We start from the raw sequence: 20,310 nt of genomic DNA on the forward strand, positions 1-20,310 counted from the left end.
TGGAGGCCAGCGTTAATCTGCCAATTCGGCAGTAGCGGCCTAAGAAGTGGGAAGCCTCGCCGCTTGCGGCGGGGAGCAGTCACTGTTGGATTATCTGATTGTTTAGTTCTCAAGTGTTCTTCTCCTATTGCCTTCCCAAGAAACGGTACAACGATGTTGATGATCACAACAAATACGAAATAGAAAGGGAGCCGGTTAGGCTCCCTTTGGTACGCTGATATCATTATGGCTGAGGCGGATACGCAGCCGTATCATTCACGGCCAAGGGCATTTGGCCAGTGCGCCCCTTATCGATTGGTCGCGGCCTTCATCCCTTCCGCAAACTCTTTCAGACGGGTGAGCATATGCTCCGGGTTCTTGTGGTGGGTCTCGATGATCTTCACCACGGCGGAGCCGGAGATGGCACCGGCGGCACCGGCGGCAATGGCTTCACGCACCTGAGCCGGTTCACTGATGCCAAAGCCGAGCAGGGCGGGGGGGGCCTTGAACTCGCGCAGGGTGTTGATGAGGCCATCCACCGGCATGCCGGCCTTGGTCTCGGCACCGGTCACACCGGCGCGGCTCACCAGATAGGTGTAACCGCTGCCAAGTTCCGCCACCTGTTTCAGGGTCTCGGCGTCGCCGTTGGGCGGGGCGATAAAGATGCTGTCGATACCGAACTTGTCGGCCGCCGCCTTGTAGGGGGCGCACATCTGCACCGGCACGTCGGCGACCAGCACCGAATCCACGCCCGCCTGCTGGCACTTCTCGTAGAAGCCGTCGATGTGTCGCACATAGACGAGGTTGGCGTAGACCAGCAGGCCAATGGGGAGCTGCGGGTACTTGGCACGGATGCGGGTGAGCAGGCCGAAGCAGTCGTCCGGGGTGGTGTGGCTGGCAAAGGCACGCAGGGCGGCACCCTGTATGGTGGGGCCGTCCGCCACCGGATCGGAGAAGGGAATACCGAGCTCCAGGGCGTCGGCGCCCCCTTCGACCAGGGCATCGACGATGGTCAGGGACAATTCGGGGGTGGGATCACCCAGCATCACGAAGGGCACGAAGGCGCCCTGATTGGCCTTGTCCAGACGGGAGAAGAGTTGTGCGTAACGGTTCATGACAAGGTTCCTTCTTTCTCGAAAATGTCGGCAACGGTGAAGATGTCTTTGTCGCCACGGCCGGAGAGGTTGACGATGAGCACCTGCTCTTTTTCCGGTTCACTGCGTGCCATCTTGAGGGCGTGGGCCAGGGCATGGGAGGACTCCAGCGCCGGTATGATCCCTTCTGATTTGGCCAGCTCCTGGAAGGCGTCCAGCGCCTCCTTGTCGGTGACGGAGACATACTCGGCGCGGCCGATGGAGGCCAGGTGGGCGTGCTGGGGGCCGACGGAGGGGAAGTCCAGCCCCGCCGAGACGGAGTAGGACTCCTGAATCTGCCCCTGCTTGTCCTGCATCAGGTAGGAGTGCATGCCAAAGAAGACCCCCTTGCTGCCGTGACCGAGCGGTGCACCGTGCTCGCCGCTCTCGATGCCGTGACCACCGGGCTCGACCCCGATAAGGCGCACCGACGGCTCATCGATGAAGTCGGCAAACATGCCGATGGCATTGGAGCCGCCGCCGACGCAGGCGATCACGGCGTCGGGCAGGCGCTCCTCCTTCTCGAAGCACTGGGCCTTGGCCTCTTCCCCGATCATCTTCTGGAACTCCCGCACGATTGTGGGGAAGGGGTGGGGGCCGGCGGCGGTGCCGAGCAGGTAGTGGGCGCTGTCGTAGTTGGCAGCCCAGTCACGCAGCGCCTCGTTGCAGGCATCCTTCAGGGTGGATGAGCCGGAGTGCACAGGTATCACTGTGGCCCCCATCAACTTCATGCGAAACACGTTCGGCTTCTGGCGCTCGCAATCCTTGGCCCCCATATAGACCCGGCACTTGAGGCCGAGCAGGGCGCAGGCCAGGGCAGTGGCGACGCCGTGCTGGCCGGCGCCGGTCTCGGCGATGATCTCGCTCTTGCCCATGCGCTTGGCGAGCAGGGCCTGGCCCAGCACCTGGTTGGTCTTGTGGGCGCCGCCGTGCAGCAGATCTTCACGCTTGAGGTAAAGCCGGGTCTTGGTTCCCTTGGTCAGATTGCGGGTGAGAGTCAAGGGCGTCGGGCGCCCGGCATACTCGGTCAAGAGTTCCCCAAACTCGGCAACGAAGGCCGGGTCATCCTTGGCATCGACGAAGGCCTTCTCCAGCTGGAGCAGGGCGGGGATGAGGATCTGGGGTACATACATACCACCAAATTCACCGAAAAACGGATTGAGCAGGGTCATACATTATTCCTTGTGCTTATAGGCAAACGCAGTTCATTAATTTGGTACATGTCACTAGAGGGTTCGCAGAGCGGCAAAGGCCGCCGCCATCTTGTGCGCATCCTTCTGGCCCGGGGCACTCTCCACCCCGGAGTTGAAATCGAGGCCCACACAGCCCACCTGGGCGGCCTGCAGGGCGTTGTCGGGGTTGAGCCCCCCCGCCAGCATCAGCCTGGCTTTATCGAGATTGGCCAGCAGGGCCCAGTCGAACGCCTGGCCGGTGCCGCCACTCTGGCTGCCCACTTTCGTATCCAGCAGCAGGCGATCCACCTGGTAGTCGAGGGCAGGCAGCGGTTCACCGCTTGTGATGCCGACCGCCTTCCAGATCTGGCAGTGGGCGGGCAGCAGGGGGCGCAGCGCCTCGATATAGGCGGCGTCCTCATCCCCGTGCAGTTGCACGGCTGCGAGGTTCAGGGCCTCCACCGTCTTGGCGATGGTCTGGGGCTGGGCATTGCGAAATACCCCTACGTAACAGAGCGGCGCGCCCGCCATCACGGCGCGGGCGGCGGGAATGTCAACGTAGCGCGGGCTCTTGGCCACAAAAATCAGGCCACCGAACACGGCACCCGCCTGATGGGCTGCGGCGGCATCTTCGGGGCGAGTGAGGCCGCACACCTTGTTCTGACCCAGGATAAGCTTGCGCACCGCGGCCTCCAGATCCGGCTCACTCATCAGGGAGGAGCCCACCAGGAAGCCCTTGGCATGGGCGCGAAGATCCGCCACCTGGACGCGGTGGTTGATGCCGGACTCGCTGATGACCACCCGATCGGCGGGGATCTTGGCCGCCAGCTGTTTGGTGCGAGCGAGATCCACGCTCAAATCCCGCAGATCCCGGTTATTGATGCCGATAACCGGCGCCCCCAGGGCGATGGCGCGATCCCGCTCCTCTGCATTGCTCACCTCGGTGAGCACCCCGAGGCCGAGTTCCTTGGCAACCTTGAACAGGGCGCGATAACCCTCGTCGGTGAGCACCGAGAGCATCAAGAGGATGGCGTCCGCCTGATAGTGGCGGGCCAGATAGACCTGGTAGGGGTCAATCATGAAGTCCTTGCACAGCACCGGCTGCTTGACCCGGGCGCGCACCCTGGGCAGGAAGGCAAAATCCCCCTGGAAGAACTGCTCGTCCGTCAGCACAGAGATGGCGGTGGCGTAGTTGCCATAGATGTCGGCAATGGCCTCCGGGTTGAAGTCGTCGCGGATCAAGCCCTTGGAGGGGGAGGCCTTCTTGCATTCGAGAATGAAGCGGGTGGAGCCTGCCCGCAGGTCGCCCTCGAAGTCCCGATCGCTTGGCACCAGGTCGCCCTGGAAGCTCTCCAGGGGCTGGGCCAGCTTGCGGGCCGCGACCCACTCCTGCTTGGCGGCCACGATTTTGCCGAGAATGGTCTGGTTGATGGAAGCCCGATTCAGGAAGGCATCGGGGGAGGAGAGGGGGTCGAGCATCTCGATATCCTTGCTAAGAGTGGTACTGCCTTGTTGGCTGCCGTGAGTGCTGACTGACATCATGCCTCCTGATGGCTCAGGGTGGCGAGGGCCTGGGCGAGCAGGCGGGTTTCACCGCTTGAAAGCTTGGCCAGCACCTGCGCGGCCGCCTGCTTGAAGTCCGGGGCCTTGCCCGCCATCACCAGCAGCGGCGCCACGTTGGCGGCGATGGCGGCGTTGTGGGCCGCAGTGCCTTCCCCCGCCAGGATGGCGTCCGTGATGGCGCGGTTCTCTTCCGGCTCCCCCCCTTGGATGGCGCTGACCGGGTAGGTCTCGAGGCCAAAGTCGGCCGGGGTGAGCAGGTATTCGCGAATTTCGCCGTCACGGATCTCAGCCACCTGGGTTGGACCGTGAATGGCCACTTCGTCCAGCCCGGCGCCGTGTACCACCATACCGGTTTTCAGCCCCAGTGCCAGCAGGGTTTCAGCGATGGGACGCACCAGCTCGGGGGCATAGACTCCCATCAGCTGATAGCTGGGGCGGGCGGGGTTGATAAGCGGCCCCAACACGTTGAACAGGGTGCGGGTCTTGAGGGCCTGGCGCACCGGCATGGCGTGGCGTACCCCGGCGTGGTACTGGGGGGCGAACAGGAAGCAGATGCCGAGCTCGTCCAGACAGCGGCGGGCCTGGGCCGGGCTCATGTCGAGCTTGATCCCCATCTTGTCCAGCAGATCGCTCGAACCCGACTTGCTCGAGACGGAGCGGTTGCCGTGCTTGGCCACTTTCAGGCCGCAGGCGGCGGCCACCAGGGCCGAGGTGGTGGAGACGTTGATGGTGTTGAGGCCATCGCCACCTGTGCCGACGATGTCGCAGAACGCATAGTCCGGGCGCGGGAAGTCGCGCGCTTCGGCCAAGAGGGCCTCGGCGGCGCCGGCGATCTCCTCCGGGGTCTCCCCCTTGATCTTGAGGGCGGTCAGGAGACTGGCGAGGACGATGGGATCCACTTCGCCACGGACCACCTGGCCGAAGGCGTCGCGGGCGGCGTCGCGGGTGAGAGACTGCCCCTGATAGAGGGTGTTGAGATGTTGATGCATGGGGTCTCCTTACCGCACGTGGCTTTCTGGACGGGTGATGTGGGCGAGCGCCTGGGTCAGCAGGCGGGCCCCTTCCGAGGTCATGATGGATTCCGGGTGGAACTGGAAGCCCAGCACCCGCTCGTCCCGTTGCTCTATGGCCATGGGCATGCCCTGATAGTGGGCAATCACCTGCAGCTCCTCCGGTACATAGGTCGCCACCAGGGAGTGGTAGCGGGCCACCGGCAGCGGGCTCGGCAACCCCGCGAAGGCGCCGTGACCGTTGTGCTCAATCAGCGAGCGCTTGCCGTGGACTATTTCCCCGGCCGCCCCGACGGTGCCGCCGTAGGCTTCGCACAGGGCCTGATGACCGAGGCAGATGCCAAGGATGGGCACCCGGCCGCGAGCCAGCTTGATGAGATCGATGAGGCAACCGGCCTCGTGGGGGGCGCCCGGTCCCGGGGAGAGCACCAGCACCGCATCGCCATCGCAGGCTTCTATCTCCTGCATGATGCGGCTCGCCGGCAGGCTGTTGCGGTAGATGCGCACCGGATAGCCCAGGGTGCGGAACTGGTCGACGAGGTTGTAGGTAAACGAGTCGAAGTTGTCGAGCAGGAAGATGTTAGTCATGGCTCACGTCCTTATGTTGCTCCTGCTGGGCGCTCAGGGCTTGCAGGGAGGTGCCATGGCTGGCGGCGATGGCGGCCAGCACGGCGGCCGCCTTGGCGCGGGTCTCGTCCGCCTCGGCCTGGGGCTTGGAGTCATAGACCACGCCGGCACCGGCCTGGACATGAGCCAGGCCCGCTTTCACGAAGGCGGAGCGGATGACGATACAGGTGTCCATCTCCCCCGCGCCGTTGAGGTAGCCGACGGCGCCGCCGTAGCTGCCACGGCGCTTGCCTTCCACCATGCGGATAAGCTCGCTGGCCCGCAGCTTGGGGGCGCCGGTCAGGGTGCCCATGTTCATGCAGGCTTGATAGGCATGCAGGGCATCAAGGTCTGAGCGAAGGGTGCCCACCACCCGGGAGACCAGGTGCATCACGTGGCTGTAGCGATCCACTTTGAGCAGATCCTTCACGTAGCGGGTGCCGGGCTCGGAGATGCGGGCGATGTCATTGCGACCCAGATCCACCAGCATCAGGTGTTCGGCCACCTCTTTCTCGTCCTGGCGCAGCTCGAGCTCGATGCGACCATCCAGATCCAGATTGATGCTGCCATCGGGGTTGAGTCCACGGCGGCGGGTGCCGGCGATGGGGTACATCTCTACCTGGCGGCTGGCGGCGCAGAACTTGACCGCGCTCTCCGGGGAGGCGCCAAACAGGGTGAAGCCCTCATCCTGCACATAGAACATGTAGGGGCTGGGGTTGGTCTGCTTGAGGCGGCGATAGGCGGCCAGCGGGTCGGGGCAGGGGAGGGAGAAACTGCGGGACGGCACCACCTGGAAGATGTCCCCACGGCGGATAAAGCCCTTGAGCTTCTCCACCTCGGCGCAGAACTGCTTGTCGCTCTTGTCGATCTGGAGGTTGCCGGTGAGCGGCTTGGCGCCCTGAGCCCCCGGTTGCGGCTTCTGGCAGGCCTGCTTGAAGGCCTCGAGGCGGGCGGTCAGCTGGGCGTAACGCTCATCGAGCTGGCTCTCGTCCTGCTCGCCGCCAAAGAGGCAGGCCAGCAGCGCCGTGCTCTGCTTGATGTGATCGATGGTGATCAGGGTTTCGGCCACATAGAAGCAGTAGTCGGGGCAGTCATTGCTCCCTTCCGGCACCTCGGGCAGGTCTTCAAAGGAGGCGATGAGGTCGTAGGCGAAGCTGCCTCCCATGAAGAGGGCCTCTTTACCTTGCTGGCACTGCAGCTCCCGTTGCAGGGTGCGCAGCACGTCCAGCACGCTGCTGCCCTTGAGGCGGCTGTCTTCGTCAAGGGTGCGGTCGGAGGCCGGGAAGTCGAGCTGCAGCTCGTCCGCCACCCGGGTCTGGGTGATGATGGCGGGTAAACGCTGCTCGAGCAGGCGCTGCAACTGGATGCCGTTGCGGGTGAGGGGGCGGACCCGTACAGTGCGGCCACGGCACTCGATGCGCAGGCAGGCATCCACCAGCAGCAGGCTCTGGGTACCGGCCTTGGAGTCTATCTCCACCGATTCCAGCAGCAGGTTGTTGGGGTTGTGCTGGCAGAGCTGGGTGTAGAGCGCCAGGGGATCTGTCACATAAGGGGCATTGAGCCTGATGGTATCGAATTCGCCCAGGGGTAACCGGGTCTTGTTGCCTGTCATAATGCCTTCCCTTGCATGTGTTGTGTGTAACCGATGGTCATGGCGTTTCTCTCGAATTGGGATTGGGTTTTCGTCACGTCAGCGAGTTCGCCATCGCCATGTCAGTGCACTTGTCTGAATTGTCGGTTTCATCACAGGTCCATTTGCCGGATAATAAAAAAGCCCGCTGGGGTCAGCGGGCTTTTTCTTTGGGTTCTTAATTTGCTGTCAGATTACAGGTACAGCAACGACCACACGCCCGCATGTCAGGGAGTGTGCCACCACCAGATGGTCAGGATGGAAGTCGTTTGCATGATAGAGTCCTGTAAAAAGATGTTTGCAATGAAGTGCCTACAGAAAACGATAAAGCCGCGGCCAAGTCAAGTCGCTTTTTTGCCTTCTTTTTCCCAAGCAGGCCCCCTGATGAGAGCGAAACAAGCCGATGAGATTCGATCTTCACTGTCATACCACGGCCTCAGATGGCGTGCTGAGTCCCGCCGATCTGGTGCGCCGCGCCGCCGAGAAAGGGGTGGAAGTGTTAGCGGTCACTGACCACGATACCCTTGACGGGCTTGATGAAGTCCGCGCAACGATCAAAGCCGAGCAGTTGCCGCTGCGACTGGTGAGCGGGGTCGAGATCTCCAGCGGTTGGGAGCACCACGAGATCCACATAGTGGCGCTCGGGGTGGATGAAAAAAATCCGCAGCTGGTCGCTTTCCTGGCCGGTCAGCGGGCCCGCCGCGAGGCGCGCGCCCAGGAAATAGGGCGCCGTCTGGAGAAGTGCCTCATCCCGGGCACCTATGAAGAGGCCAAGCAGCTCGCCGGTGACGCCGCCGTGACCCGCGCCCATTTTGCCCGGGTGCTGGTGGCGCGCGGGGTGGCCGACAACATGCAAAAGGTATTCAAGAAGTACCTGAGCCGGGGCAACAAGGGTTATGTGCCCGCCGAGTGGCCCGAGATGGGCGAGGCCATCACCGCCATTCACGCCGCGGGCGGGCTGGCGGTGCTGGCCCACCCCAGCCGCTACGGTCTCACCGCCAAGTGGATCAAGCGGCTGCTGGTGGCCTTCAAGGCGGCCGGTGGCGATGCCATGGAGGTCTCCCTGCCCCAGCAGAGCCCCCAGGATCGGGCCAACCTCGGCCAGTGGGCCAAGGATCACGACCTCTACATCTCGGTGGGATCGGATTTTCATTTCCCCTCCAACTGGACCGAGCTGGGCCGCCATCTGTGGCTGCCCAAGGAGGGCATGCCACTCTGGCTCGGCCACCCCGATCACTTCGGGCTCAGCCAGGAGCAGCATGCCAGCCTGTTGGCCAGCCGCTGACAGGAGGAGGCCGATCCGGTCGGATCGCGTCTTTGGTACGGGCGAGTCTGTGCCAAACAGGTTAAGGTAGTGTCATGGGCCAGGCGGCCCGTGACCATGAAGCGGGCACCCGGTGTGCCCCTATCGCGAGAAGAGCATATGAGTCAGCATTTTTACGTACATCCGGACAATCCCCAGGTTCGCCTCATCGGTCAGGCGGTGCAGATACTGCAAAACGGCGGCGTCATCGTCTATCCCACCGACTCCGGTTATGCCCTGGGCTGCCAGATGGGCAACAAGGACGCGCTGGAGCGCATCTGCCGTATCCGCAGCATCGATCCGAACCACGACTTCACCCTGGTGTGCCGGGATCTCTCTGAGATCTCCACTTACGCCAAGGTGGACAACACCGCCTTCCGGCTGGTGAAGAACAACACCCCAGGCCCCTACACCTTCATCTTCAAGGCCACCAAGGAGGTGCCGCGCCGCCTCATGAACGAGAAGAAGAAGACCATCGGCATCCGGGTACCCGCCAACAACATAGCGCTGGCCCTGCTGGAGGCCCTGGGTGAGCCGCTGCTCTCCACCACCCTGATCCTGCCGGGCTCCGAGATGGCGGAGTTCGATCCCGAAGAGATCGCCGACAAGCTCGGCAAGCAGCTGGATCTGGTGGTCAACGGTGGCTATCTGGGCGAGCAGCCCACCACTGTGGTGGACTTCTCCGACGACGAGCCCGTGCTGCGCCGTCGCGGTGCCGGGGATCCGACGCCGTTTGAGTGATACTGCCGAGCCCGTACCCGAGGCGATGATCGCGCCGGGTGCGACGGGGGAGGGCCTGCTTCCCCCGCCTATGGCCCCCTCGCCCATCGCCAAAGTGCTGGGGCAGCCCTACCATGAGCTGCCCCAGGATCTGTTCATCCCCCCCGATGCGCTCGAGGTGTTCCTCGACACCTTCGAGGGGCCGCTGGATCTGCTGCTCTACCTCATCCGGCGTCAGCAGCTCGACATCCTGAACCTGCCTATCCTGCAGATCACCGCCCAGTACATGGAATACGTGGAGCTGATGCAGGGGCTTAATCTGGAGCTGGCGGCGGAATACCTGCTGATGGCGGCCTGGCTCGCGGAGATAAAATCCCGCCTGCTGCTGCCCAAGGCCCCGGAGCTGGAAGACGAGGAGGAGGGAGAAGACCCTCGCGTCACCCTGATCCGCCGGCTGCAGGAGTACGAGCGCTACAAGCTGGGCGCGGAGCGGGTCAACGCCTTGCCGAGGCTGGAGCGGGAGATCTTCATCGCCACCGCCCTGCCACCGGATTTTGGTGCCTTGAAGCCGCTGACCCCCGATGTTTCGCTGGTTGAGCTCGCCCTTTACATGCAAAGTGTGGTAAAACGCGCGACTCATTTTGAACATCACCAGATCCGCCGCGAGCAGATCCCGACCCGGGTGCGCATGGCGGAGATCCTCGCCATGCTCTCCCTGGGCCAGACCCTGCGCCTTGAGCAGGTGCTACGGGCCGAAGAAGGGCGCATGGGGGTACTGGTGACCTTCCTGGCCCTGCTGGAGCTGTGCAAGGAGCAGCTGATCTGGATCCTGCAGGCCGAGCCGCTGGGTCCCATCCATTTTGCATTGGCGAGCCAGGGGGAAGGGGGAGAGCATGAGCAGGTACACTGAGTGGCGGTTCGCCCCGGGCAGTCTGGACGGGGAGGGCAACCGTGGTGCTGCCCACTGAACGACTCAATACCCTATACCCTGATTCAGGGAGGGATGCGTGATGGCGCTGCCTGCTGAACGCTTAAAAACCCTGATCGAGGCGGCGCTGTTCGTGGCCGGTCGTCCGCTCAATGTCAGCGAGCTGAAAAGCGGCGTGCTGGCGGATTACCCTGTCACCAGCCGCTATGTGCAGCTGCTGCTGGCGGAGCTCAGGCAGGACTACAGCGAGCGGGGTGTAGAGCTCAAGGAGGTCGCCTCCGGCTGGCGCTTCCAGGCCCGCCAGGAGTATGCCGAGGAGCTCTCAAGGCTGTGGAGCGAACGGGCGCCCCGCTATTCCCGCGCCGTGTTGGAAACCCTGACGCTGATTGCCTATCGTCAGCCCATCACCCGGGCCGAGATAGAAGCCATCCGCGGGGTGGCGGTATCGAGCCAGATCATCAATACCCTGAAAGAGCGCGGCTGGGTGCGCAGCATAGGTCACAAGGAGGTGGTGGGTCGCCCCGAGCTGCTCGCCACCACCCGAGAATTTCTGGACTATTTCAATCTGCAGAGTCTGGAGCAGCTCCCCGAGCTGGATCCCGAACTGCACTCCCCCTTGCCGGTCATGCTGGGCGAGGGGAGCGACGGTCAATAAGCGGCAGGCCGTCTTGAGAATGAACGTGGTGACGATGCCCGAGGGCGCGTCACAGGAGTCAATGTTGTCCGCTATGTCAGCGGGCAGCGATCAACAATCAGGTAAACCCGATGAGTGAAAAACTGCAAAAAGTATTGGCCCGCGCGGGTCAAGGCTCCCGTCGTGAGATGGAGGCCCTGATCACCGCAGGTCGGGTCAGCGTGGATGGCAAGGTCGCCATGCTGGGGGATCGCGTCGAAGTGAACGCCGTGATCCGGGTGGATGGTCACCAGGTCAAGACCCGTGCGGCGGAAGAGCAGATCTGCCGCGTGCTGGCGTACCACAAGCCCGAAGGGGAGATGTGTACCCGTCACGATCCGGAAGGTCGTCCCACCGTGTTTGATCGTCTGCCCAAGATGGACGGGGCCCGCTGGATTGCGGTGGGTCGCCTCGATGTCAACACCTCAGGCCTCTTGCTGTTCACCACCGACGGTGAGCTGGCCAACCGGCTGATGCACCCGAGCCACGAAGTGGAGCGGGAATACGCGGTGCGTGTCTTTGGCGAGATCACCGAAGCCATGTTGCAGCGCCTGCGCAAGGGCGTGCAGCTGGAAGACGGCATGGCCAAATTCAACAAGATCAAGCCGGCCGGCGGTGAAGGGCTGAACCAGTGGTTCAACGTCACCCTGACCGAGGGTCGCAACCGTGAAGTGCGCCGCCTGTGGGAATCCCAGGAAGTGCAGGTGAGCCGCCTGATGCGTATTCGCTACGGTGACGTCACCCTGGATCGCGGCATCCCCCGCGGTGGCTGGCAGGAGCTCAAGCTACCCGAGGTGAACTACCTGCGCGGCCTGGTCAACCTGCCCAACGAGACCGAGTCCAAGGTCGACCTGCAGCAGGATGGCAAGAGCACCCGCCACAAGCAGGCCGCCCAGATCCGCCGCGCCGTCAAGCGCCACAAGGACATGCAGGGCAAGGAGCCGCGCGCCCGCAGCACCACGGCCCGCCGCAAGCCGCAAGCCTCGACCCGCAACTCCGGCACCGGCAGCAAGTAAGCCGCCTCCGTGCCTGACGTGATTGGCCTCGGCTAACAAAGCCTGCACCCTCTGGTGCGGGCTTTTTGTTTGCGGCTCCCGCCGGAATTGACTGCGACTCAAAGTGCACAGGGCTGAGAGACAGGGTCAGACATGCTCCTCCCCCTGTTGAAGGGGGAGGTCGGGAGGGGGTTGTTGCTGTGGGATGTGGATCAGGATGGTTGCCCTGCAGGGGCTGGCTTGTTAGCCTTTCGCGCACAGATACAGGAGAAACCAATGAGCAAGGTACTGGATGAGCTGCTGGCACTGCTGGCGCTTGAGAAGATCGAGGAGGGCCTGTTTCGGGGCCAGAGCCAGGATCTCGGATTGCGATCCGTGTTTGGCGGACAGGTGATGGGGCAGGCCTTGTCAGCCGCCAAGCAGACGGTCGCCCTCGATCGCCAGGTCCACAGCTGTCACTCCTACTTCCTGCGCCCGGGGGATGCCAACAAGCCCATCGTCTACGACGTGGAGAACATCCGCGACGGTCAGACCGTCTCCACCCGTCGGGTCAAGGCCATTCAGAATGGCAAACCCATCTTCTACCTCAACGCCTCCTTCCAGGTGGAGGCCGAGGGGTTCGAGCATCAGGCTCAGATGCCCGAAGGCATCACGCCCCCCGAGCAGCTCAAGAGCGAGCTGGAGCTGGTGCGCCCCTACGAGCAGATGATCCCGGCGGCCCTGCGGGACAAGATCCTGTGCGAGAAACCCATCGAGATCCGCCCCGTGACCCTGGTCGATCCCATTCGCCCGGATGTGCACGAGCCGCTGCGCTACACCTGGTTCAAGGCCAACGGCCCGGTGCCGGACGATCAGCGGGTGCACAACTACCTGCTCGCCTATGCCTCCGACTTCCACTTCCTGTTTGCCGCCCTGCAGCCCCATGGGGTGTCGTACTGGGAGCCGGACATGCAGGTGGCCACCATAGATCACTCCATGTGGTTCCACCGAGAGTTCCGGCTCGATGACTGGCTGCTCTACGTGGTAGACAGCCCGAGTGCCAGCGGCGGGCGCGGTCTGGTACGCGGCCAGTTCTTCACCCGCGACGGCGTGCTGGTGGCGAGCACCATGCAGGAAGGCGTGATCCGTCGCCGGGGCTGAGCCTGCCTTCATCGACGGTGCATCAACAAAAACGGGAGCCAGTGGCTCCCGTTTTTTTATTGTGGTGCAGGCCCTCAGGCGGCGTCACGCTCCGGTGCGGCCATGGGCGCTTCGCTCTGGGCGAAGCGGTCGGCCCAGAGGGCGATGACGCCATCCCCGGTGACGTTGCAGGCAGTGCCGAAGCTGTCCTGGGCCAGGTAGAGGGCGATCATCAGGGCGATGGAGGCCTCACCGAAGCCCAGCATGGAGGTGAGCAGGCCGAGCGCCGACATGACGCCGCCGCCGGGGGCGCCCGGCGCCGCAATCATGATGACGCCGAGCATCATGATGAAGGGCAGCATGGTGCCATAGCCCGGGATGGCCAGGTGCTCGGAGAGGAACATCACCGCGGTGGCGCAGGTCACCAGGGTGATGGTGGAGCCACAGAGGTGAATGGTGGCGCACAGGGGCACGGTGAAGTTGGCGATGCCGTCGCTCACGCCGTTGTTCTTGCTGGCCTGCAGGGCCACCGGGATGGTGGCGGCGCTGGACATGGTGCCAAGCGCGGTGAAGTAGGCGGGCAGCATGTGCTTGATGAGCATGGCGGGGGAGCGACCCAGCGCCAGCCCGGTGCCGATGAAGAGCAGGCTGAGCCAGAGCCAGTGCATGACGATGGCCATCACCAGCACCACACCAAAGGTCTTGAGAGTGGCGAACACGGTGCCTTCCACCGTCATCTCGACGAAGACGCCAGCGATGTAGAAGGGCAGCAGCGGGATGATCACGCGGGCCAGCAGGCGGTCGATGATGTCACGGCCCTGATCGGCGACCCGGCGCAGGTCGGTGGCCTGGGTGGCGCTGATGCCGATACCGAACACGAAGGCGGCGGCCAGCGCCGACATCACCCCGAACAGCGGCGGGATCTCGAGGCTGATGTAGGAGCTGAGCTTGATGGCGGCTTGCGCCGTGGGCTCGGCGGCGGTGGTCAGCTGCGGGATCAGCTGGCTCGCCACCGTGAAGGCGAACAGGCCCGCCAGTATGGTAGAGCAATAGGAGAGGGCCACCGTCTTGCCGAGCAGCTTGCCGGAGTTCTTCGGCAGGCTGGCGATGCCGCTCATGATGAAGAACAGGATAATGAGCGGAATGGTGAAGGTGATCAGCTGACCTATCACCGTCTTGGCCGTGAACAGCACCCGTGCGACCCATTCCGGGGCGTAGAGGCCGAGCAGGAGACCGGCGAGGATGCCGGCAATCAGATTGAGGACGAGTTTCATGGGGGAATCCAGGTGTTGGTGTCTGTTTTGTTATTTAATCTTGATTTTAATGCCGCTTTTTAACACAAATGCCGCATCTTGTCTGCCATCACCTGGTTAACTCAGAGTTAAATATTGTTATCTGGATGCTGAATCGCGTCGGGCACCCTGTCTGGATCGACGGCCGCGATATTGATTGATTGTGGCGGGATTGGGGTCGCGGATCAGCAGGGCATGGAGCCAGCGGCCGTGCACGGCATCGTCGCTGCACCAGCTGTGATGCAGCTCAAACGGCAGGGGGGCGATCTGCTGCGCCTCAAGCGTCAGGTCGCCGCCGGCAAGCTGACCCAGGGCAAACAGGATGGCGCCAAGGTCAGCTTCCAGCTGGAAGATGGCAGCCAGTACGGCGAGCAGGGGACCTTGCAGTTCTCCGACGTGACCGTGGACGAGACCACCGGCATGGTGACCCTGCGGGTCCTGGTCCCGAATCCCCATGATCTGCTGCTGCCCGGCATGTTCATGCGCGCCACCCTGCAGGAGGGCGAGCGCCCAGAAGGCCTGCTGGTGCCCCAGACCGCCGTGACCCGCACGCCGAAAGGTGGGGCCACCGTCATGGTGGTGACCGCGGACAACAAGGTCGAGCTGCGGGAAGTGCAGCTCAGCCGCGTCGTCGGCGACAGCTGGGTGGTGGAGTCCGGCCTCGATGCCGGCGAGAAGGTGATAGTGGCCGGTCTGCAGAAGGTCAAACCCGGTGCCGTGGTGGCGCCCGCTGAGCGCACCGGCAACACCAAGACCACACAGGCCAATCAGACCCCGGTCACCAAGCAGTAGGATGGAGTAGTCGCCTCATGGCACGATTTTTCATAGACAGACCCATTTTCGCCTGGGTAATCGCCCTGGTGATTATGCTGGCCGGGGCCATGGCCATCATAGGCCTGCCGGTCGCCCAGTACCCGACCATAGCCCCGCCGGCCGTCGGCATTTCCGCCAGCTACCCGGGGGCGTCCGCCAAGACGGTGGAAGACTCGGTGACCCAGATCATCGAGCAGAACATGACGGGGCTGGATCACCTGCTCTACATGTCTGCCCAGTCTGATTCGTCCGGTAACGTCAGCGTGACCCTCACCTTCAAGCCGGGCACGGATCCCGACATCGCCCAGGTGCAGGTGCAGAACAAGTTGCAGCAGGCCATGTCGCTCTTGCCCCAAGAGGTGCAGCAGCAGGGTGTGCGGGTCCAGAAGACCTCCAGCAGCTTCCTGATGGTGGCCGCCTTCATCTCCACCGATGGCAGCATGACCAATGACGATCTCGCCGATTACGTGGTCTCCAACATCAAGGAGCCCCTGAGCCGGCTGGATGGGGTGGGTGACATCACATTGTTCGGCAGCCAGTACTCCATGCGTGTCTGGCTGGATCCCCACAAGCTCAACCGGGTACAGATGACCCCGGGAGACGTGCAGGCCGCCATCCAGGCCCAGAACGCCCAGGTAGCCTTCGGCAAGCTGGGGGGCACCCCTGCGGTGAACGATCAGCAGTTCACCGCCACCATCATGGGGCAGACCCGTCTCTCCACCCCGGAGGAGTTCAACAACATACTGCTGCGGGTGAACCAGGATGGCTCCAAGGTGCTGCTCAAGGACGTGGCCCGGGTCGAGCTCGCCGGCGAAAGCTACGATGCCTCCGCCCTCTACAATGGTCAGGCCACGGCGGCGGTCGCCATCAAGCTGGCCACCGGAGCCAATGCGCTGGATACCGCCGAGATGGTACGTGCCAAGCTGGGTGAACTTTCAGCCTACTTCCCGGCCAACATGAAGATCGTCTACCCCTACGACACTACGCCGTTCGTGAAGATCTCCATCGAGGAGGTGGTGCAGACGCTGATCGAGGCCATCTTCCTGGTGTTCTGCGTCATGTATCTGTTCCTGCAGAACTTCCGGGCGACCCTGATCCCGACCATAGCGGTGCCCGTGGTGCTGCTCGGTACCTTCGGGGTCATGGCGGCCTTCGGCTTCTCCATCAACACCCTGACCATGTTCGGTCTGGTACTCGCCATCGGCTTGCTGGTGGATGACGCCATCGTCGTGGTGGAGAACGTGGAGCGGCTGATGAGCGAGGAGGGGCTCTCCCCGCTTGAAGCGACCCGCAAGTCTATGACCCAGATCACCGGCGCCCTGGTGGGCATAGCCCTGGTGCTGTCGGCGGTATTCGTGCCCATGGCCTTCTTCGGCGGCTCGACCGGCGCCATCTATCGCCAGTTCTCCCTCACCATAGTCTCGGCCATGGTGCTCTCTGTGCTGGTGGCGTTGATCCTGACCCCGGCGCTCTGTGCCACCCTGCTCAAACCCATGAAACACGGGGAGTTCGGTGCCCAGCGCGGCTTCTTCGGCTGGTTCAACCGCTTCTTCGACACCAATGCCAACCGTTACCAGAACGGCGTGCGCAAGGTGATCAAGCAGGGGACCCGTTACAGCATCATCTACCTGGCCATGCTGGCGGTGCTGGCGGTGCTCTTCATGCGCCTGCCCACCTCCTTCCTGCCGGAAGAGGATCAGGGGGTCATCATGTCCATGGTGCAACTGCCGGTGGGGGCCACCAAGGAGCGTACCGAGGTGGTGCTGGCCGACATGCGCGACTACTTCCTCAAGAACGAGAAGGACAACGTCGACTCGGTGCTGACGGTGGCGGGCTTCAGCTTCGCCGGTAGCGGCCAGAACAGCGGCATGGCCTTCATCAAGTTGAAGGACTGGAGCGAGCGTAAAGGCGAGGAGCGCAGTGCCAATGCCATCATAGGCCGCGCCATGGGCTATCTGTTCAGCATCAAGGAGGCGCAGGTGTTCGCCTTCAACCTGCCTCCCATTCCTGAGCTCGGCACGGCCACCGGCTTCGACTTCTTCCTGCAGGACCGCGGTGGTCTGGGGCACGAGAAGCTGATGCAGGCCCGTAACCAGCTGCTCGGCATGGCGGCGCAGGATCCCAACCTGGTGCGGGTGCGCCCGAACGGGATGGAAGACACCCCCCAGCTCGACATCAAGATAGATTACGAGAAGGCGCTGGCCCAGGGGCTCTCCATCAGCGACATCAACAACACCTTGTCGGCGGCCTGGGGCTCCTCCTATGTGAACGACTTTGTCGACAGAGGCCGGGTCAAGAAGGTCTATCTGCAGGCGGATGCCCCCTTCCGGATGAACCCGGAGGATCTCAAGCTCTGGTACGTGCGTAACAGCGCGGGCCAGATGGTGCCCTTCTCCGCCTTCGCCAGCACCGAGTGGAGCTTCGGCTCGCCCCGTCTGGAGCGCTACAACGGCGTCTCCGCCATGGAGATAGTCGGTGAAGCGGCCCCCGGCAAGAGTACCGGTGACGCCATGGCTGCCATAGAGCAGATGGTGAAACAGCTGCCGGAAGGCATAGGCATCGAATGGACGGGGCTCTCCTTCCAGGAGCGTCAGGCAGGCTCCCAGGCGCCGGCGCTCTACGCCATCTCGCTCTTGGTGGTCTTCCTCTGTCTGGCGGCCCTCTACGAGAGCTGGAGCATTCCGTTCTCTGTCATGCTGGTGGTGCCGCTCGGGGTGCTGGGCGCCATACTGGCGGCCACCCTGCGGGGCCTGGAGAATGACGTCTATTTCCAGGTGGGCCTGCTCACCACCATTGGGCTCTCGGCCAAGAACGCCATCCTGATCGTGGAGTTCGCCAAGGAGCTCCATGACAAGGGGATGAAGCTCGGCGATGCGGTGGTGGAAGCCTCCCGCCAGCGTTTGCGTCCGATCCTGATGACCTCCCTCGCCTTCATCCTCGGCGTCTTGCCGCTAGTGATAAGCACAGGTGCCGGCGCCAGCAGCCGCAACGCTATCGGCACCGGCGTCATGGGGGGGATGATCACGGCCACAGTGCTCGCCATCTTCTTCGTGCCGCTCTTCTTCGTGCTGGTGATGCGTTACTTCACCAAGCAGAGTTCAGCCGAGGAGCGCGCCGCGCTGACCAAGGAGACCCAACATGACTAAGACCCTGGTCGCCCTGAGTGTGACGCTGCTGCTGGGGGCCTGCTCCATGGCCCCCGATTACCAACGCCCCGAGGTGCCGCAAGGCGCCTCCTGGCAAGAGAATCTCGCCACCCAGGGGGCGCTGGCGCCCTGGCAGCAACAGTTCCTCGATCCGGCGCTGCAAAAGCTGATCGACACCGCCCTGGAGAACAACCGGGATCTGCGGCTCGCGGCCCTCAACGTCGAGGCCTATGAGGCCAGATACCGGATCCAGCGCGCGGCCCAGTTGCCGACCCTGGCCGCCAGCGGCTCCGGCACCCGTCAGCAGGGATCCGACGATCTCAGCAGCACGGGGCAGGGGAGCATCAGCAGCCAGTACGGCGCCGACATCGGCATCACCGCCTATGAGCTGGATCTGTTTGGCCGGATCCAGAGCCTGAAAGATCAGGCACTGGAGAACTACCTGGCGCAAATCGAGACCCAGCGCAGCACCCAGATAGCGCTGATCGCCTCGGTGGCGAATGCCTACCTCACCCTGCTGGCGGATCAGGAGCTGCTGGCCCTGAGCCAGGCGACGCTGGCGACCGAGCAGGAGAGCTATGCCCTGACCCAACACAAGTACCGGCTGGGGGCGGCCTCCGAGATGGAGCTGGCGCAGGGGCGCACGGCCCTTGAGAACGCCCGGGTCAGCCAGGCGCAATACCAGCGCCAGGTGAAACAGGACAGAAATGGTCTGGCCCTGCTGCTCGGCACAGAAGTGCCGGTGCTCGAAGGCCAACCGGCGACCCTGGCCGAGGTGAAGCTGGCACCGATCCCGGTGGGGGCCCCCTCCAGTCTGCTGCAACAGCGGCCCGACATACTGGCGGCGGAGCACAGCCTGAAGGCGGCCAACGCCAATATAGGCGCGGCCCGTGCCGCCTTCTTCCCGACCATCTCGCTCACCGCGACGGCGGGCACCGCCAGCAATCAGCTGAGCGGGCTGTTTGACGGCGGCACCGGCACCTGGACCTTCATGCCCCAGATAAACCTGCCCATCTTCGACGGTGGCAAGCGCATTGCGGATCTGGATGTGGCCGAGGTCGGCACCAAACAGGCGGTGGCGAGCTACGAGAAGAGCATCCAGACCGCCTTCAAGGAGGTCGCGGATACGCTCGGTGCCCAGGCGGATTATCAGCAGCAGCTGCAGGCCCAGCAGGATCTGGTGGATGCCAACCAGACCTACTTCAAGCTTGCGGAGTTCCGCTACGAGCAGGGAGTGGACAGCTATCTGACGAGGCTGGATGCCCAGCGCTCCCTGTTCAGCGCGCGGCAGGGGCTCATCAGCACCCGCCTGGCCCAGCTGAGCAACCAGGTTGCACTCTACAAGGCGGTCGGCGGTGGCTGGCAGGCGCCGAAGGACGCAGAGCCGGCATCAGACAAGCAGGGTTGACCCGTCGGGGTTGACGTAAAAAGCATCAGGGGCGAACCACTAGGTTCGCCCCGTTTTTTATCTGTCATGTCGAGAAGCCAAATCGAGGCAGGTGACAACGGCGCTCCCTGCCCGTGGCAGGGAGCGGGCAGGGGGAGCCCCACGCTCATGGGCGCCGCCCTCGGCAGCCATCATGACGCCTGGAGGTGACCACATCATCGCCGTCATCCGTTGCACTGTACCCAGGAGATGCCATTTATCGCATAAGCTGTGCAGTATTGATTCTTTCAAGTAATAAAATGGTCGGCTCTTATAGTCAGCCACTCGCCCCTCATTCCAAGGATGTGAAATGAAACGACTCGTGCCCGCCACCCTTCTCAACGCTTTCTATGACGTGATGCAGCGTTGTTTGAATCGCCCCGGCTTCTTTAGACACTTTCGAGCCGCTCGAAATATTGTTTCTCACACTCTACTGGCGATAGCCCATTGTTGAAACTGTGCCGGCGCTTGGGGTTGTAAAATATTTCAATGTAATCGAACACATCCTGCCGGGCTTCCTCGCGACCCGCATAGGTTTTACGTCGGATCCGCTCGCGTTTTAGGAGCTGGAAGAAACTCTCCGCCACCGCGTTATCATGACAATTGCCACGTCTGCTCATGCTGGCCTTGAGCCGATGATCCCGCAAAAAATCCTGCCAGTCATAGCTGCTAAACTGTCTCCCTTGGTTGGAATGAACCAGCACATCCTGTTTGGGTTGCCGTCGCCACACTGCCATCAGTAACGCGCTGATGGCTAGCTCTCGGTCGATCCTTGGCCCCATTCATGTACAGGATCTTTAGC

The 20,310-nt window shown here is 63.2% G+C and carries 15 protein-coding genes and 2 pseudogenes; 9 read left to right on the forward strand and 8 right to left on the reverse strand.

Going from position 1 to position 20,310, the window contains the following annotated elements:
* Window positions 1-287 precede the first annotated feature (287 nt).
* From trpA to BN1127_RS13015, 6 genes are read right to left on the reverse strand one after another with little or no spacing between them, the layout of a single operon-like run.
* Complete coding sequence (gene trpA / locus BN1127_RS12990; RefSeq protein ID WP_042649751.1) at window positions 288-1,094, reverse strand: tryptophan synthase subunit alpha; 807 nt, start codon at window positions 1,092-1,094, stop codon at window positions 288-290.
* Window positions 1,091-2,284: a tryptophan synthase subunit beta gene (gene trpB / locus BN1127_RS12995; protein WP_005323481.1), complete on the reverse strand. Its 1,194-nt coding sequence runs from the start codon at window positions 2,282-2,284 to the stop codon at window positions 1,091-1,093. The genes trpA and trpB overlap by 4 nt, the downstream gene beginning before the upstream one ends.
* A gap of 54 nt (window positions 2,285-2,338) precedes the next feature.
* A complete protein-coding gene (gene trpCF, locus BN1127_RS13000; protein WP_042649752.1) occupies window positions 2,339-3,826 on the reverse strand; it encodes a bifunctional indole-3-glycerol-phosphate synthase TrpC/phosphoribosylanthranilate isomerase TrpF in 1,488 nt (495 codons plus the stop codon).
* A complete protein-coding gene (trpD, locus tag BN1127_RS13005; protein WP_042649753.1) occupies window positions 3,823-4,836 on the reverse strand; it encodes an anthranilate phosphoribosyltransferase in 1,014 nt (337 codons plus the stop codon). Before trpD ends, trpCF begins: the two co-directional genes overlap by 4 nt.
* 9 nt (window positions 4,837-4,845) lie before the next feature.
* Complete coding sequence (locus tag BN1127_RS13010; RefSeq protein WP_005323478.1) at window positions 4,846-5,445, reverse strand: aminodeoxychorismate/anthranilate synthase component II; 600 nt, start codon at window positions 5,443-5,445, stop codon at window positions 4,846-4,848.
* The gene (locus tag BN1127_RS13015; protein WP_042649754.1) at window positions 5,438-7,075 is read right to left on the reverse strand and encodes an anthranilate synthase component 1; all 1,638 of its coding nucleotides are present in this window, start codon (window positions 7,073-7,075) and stop codon (window positions 5,438-5,440) included. The genes BN1127_RS13010 and BN1127_RS13015 overlap by 8 nt, the downstream gene beginning before the upstream one ends.
* Window positions 7,076-7,496: 421 nt before the next feature.
* Here BN1127_RS13015 and rnm point away from each other — a divergent pair, with 421 nt between their 5' ends.
* The 6 genes from rnm (at window position 7,497) to tesB (ending at window position 12,852) form a co-directional block, all read left to right on the forward strand.
* The gene (rnm, locus tag BN1127_RS13020) at window positions 7,497-8,378 is read left to right on the forward strand and encodes an RNase RNM (RefSeq protein WP_042649755.1); all 882 of its coding nucleotides are present in this window, start codon (window positions 7,497-7,499) and stop codon (window positions 8,376-8,378) included.
* A gap of 138 nt (window positions 8,379-8,516) precedes the next feature.
* Window positions 8,517-9,137, forward strand: a complete 621-nt coding sequence (locus BN1127_RS13025; RefSeq protein WP_042649756.1) for an L-threonylcarbamoyladenylate synthase — start codon at window positions 8,517-8,519, stop codon at window positions 9,135-9,137.
* Window positions 9,130-10,026: a segregation and condensation protein A gene (locus tag BN1127_RS13030; protein WP_171276470.1), complete on the forward strand. Its 897-nt coding sequence runs from the start codon at window positions 9,130-9,132 to the stop codon at window positions 10,024-10,026. Before BN1127_RS13025 ends, BN1127_RS13030 begins: the two co-directional genes overlap by 8 nt.
* A 100-nt stretch (window positions 10,027-10,126) precedes the next feature.
* On the forward strand, window positions 10,127-10,699 hold the full coding sequence (gene scpB, locus BN1127_RS13035; protein WP_005323473.1) for an SMC-Scp complex subunit ScpB: 573 nt from the start codon (window positions 10,127-10,129) through the stop codon (window positions 10,697-10,699).
* A 110-nt stretch (window positions 10,700-10,809) separates the two neighbouring features.
* Window positions 10,810-11,733, forward strand: coding sequence for a 23S rRNA pseudouridine(2605) synthase RluB (gene rluB, locus BN1127_RS13040; RefSeq protein ID WP_005323472.1), 924 nt, complete (start codon window positions 10,810-10,812; stop codon window positions 11,731-11,733).
* A 255-nt stretch (window positions 11,734-11,988) separates the two neighbouring features.
* Window positions 11,989-12,852 (forward strand): acyl-CoA thioesterase II, encoded by an 864-nt coding sequence (gene tesB / locus BN1127_RS13045; protein ID WP_005323471.1) that lies wholly within the window; start codon window positions 11,989-11,991, stop codon window positions 12,850-12,852.
* A 74-nt stretch (window positions 12,853-12,926) separates the two neighbouring features.
* On the opposite strand, the gene BN1127_RS13050 is transcribed toward tesB, so the two are convergent.
* A complete protein-coding gene (locus BN1127_RS13050; RefSeq protein ID WP_042649757.1) occupies window positions 12,927-14,105 on the reverse strand; it encodes a dicarboxylate/amino acid:cation symporter in 1,179 nt (392 codons plus the stop codon).
* Window positions 14,106-14,384: 279 nt separating this feature from the next.
* Between BN1127_RS13050 and BN1127_RS13055 the strand changes: the two are divergent.
* The 3 genes and pseudogenes from BN1127_RS13055 to BN1127_RS13065 form a co-directional block, all read left to right on the forward strand.
* Window positions 14,385-14,915, forward strand: a pseudogene (locus BN1127_RS13055) (efflux RND transporter periplasmic adaptor subunit); the annotation flags it as partial.
* A gap of 17 nt (window positions 14,916-14,932) precedes the next feature.
* Window positions 14,933-18,082 carry an efflux RND transporter permease subunit gene (locus tag BN1127_RS13060; RefSeq protein ID WP_042649758.1) on the forward strand — a complete coding sequence of 1,050 codons (3,150 nt, stop codon included), beginning with the start codon at window positions 14,933-14,935 and terminating at the stop codon, window positions 18,080-18,082.
* The gene (locus BN1127_RS13065; protein ID WP_042649759.1) at window positions 18,075-19,490 is read left to right on the forward strand and encodes an efflux transporter outer membrane subunit; all 1,416 of its coding nucleotides are present in this window, start codon (window positions 18,075-18,077) and stop codon (window positions 19,488-19,490) included. The genes BN1127_RS13060 and BN1127_RS13065 overlap by 8 nt, the downstream gene beginning before the upstream one ends.
* Before the next feature lie 407 nt (window positions 19,491-19,897).
* On the opposite strand, the pseudogene BN1127_RS13070 reads toward BN1127_RS13065, so the two are convergent.
* Window positions 19,898-20,290: pseudogene (locus BN1127_RS13070) on the reverse strand (IS3 family transposase); the annotation flags it as partial.
* Window positions 20,291-20,310 lie beyond the last annotated feature (20 nt).

The organism is Aeromonas media (assembly GCF_000819985.1).
Taxonomy (GTDB): Bacteria; Pseudomonadota; Gammaproteobacteria; order Enterobacterales; family Aeromonadaceae; genus Aeromonas; species Aeromonas media.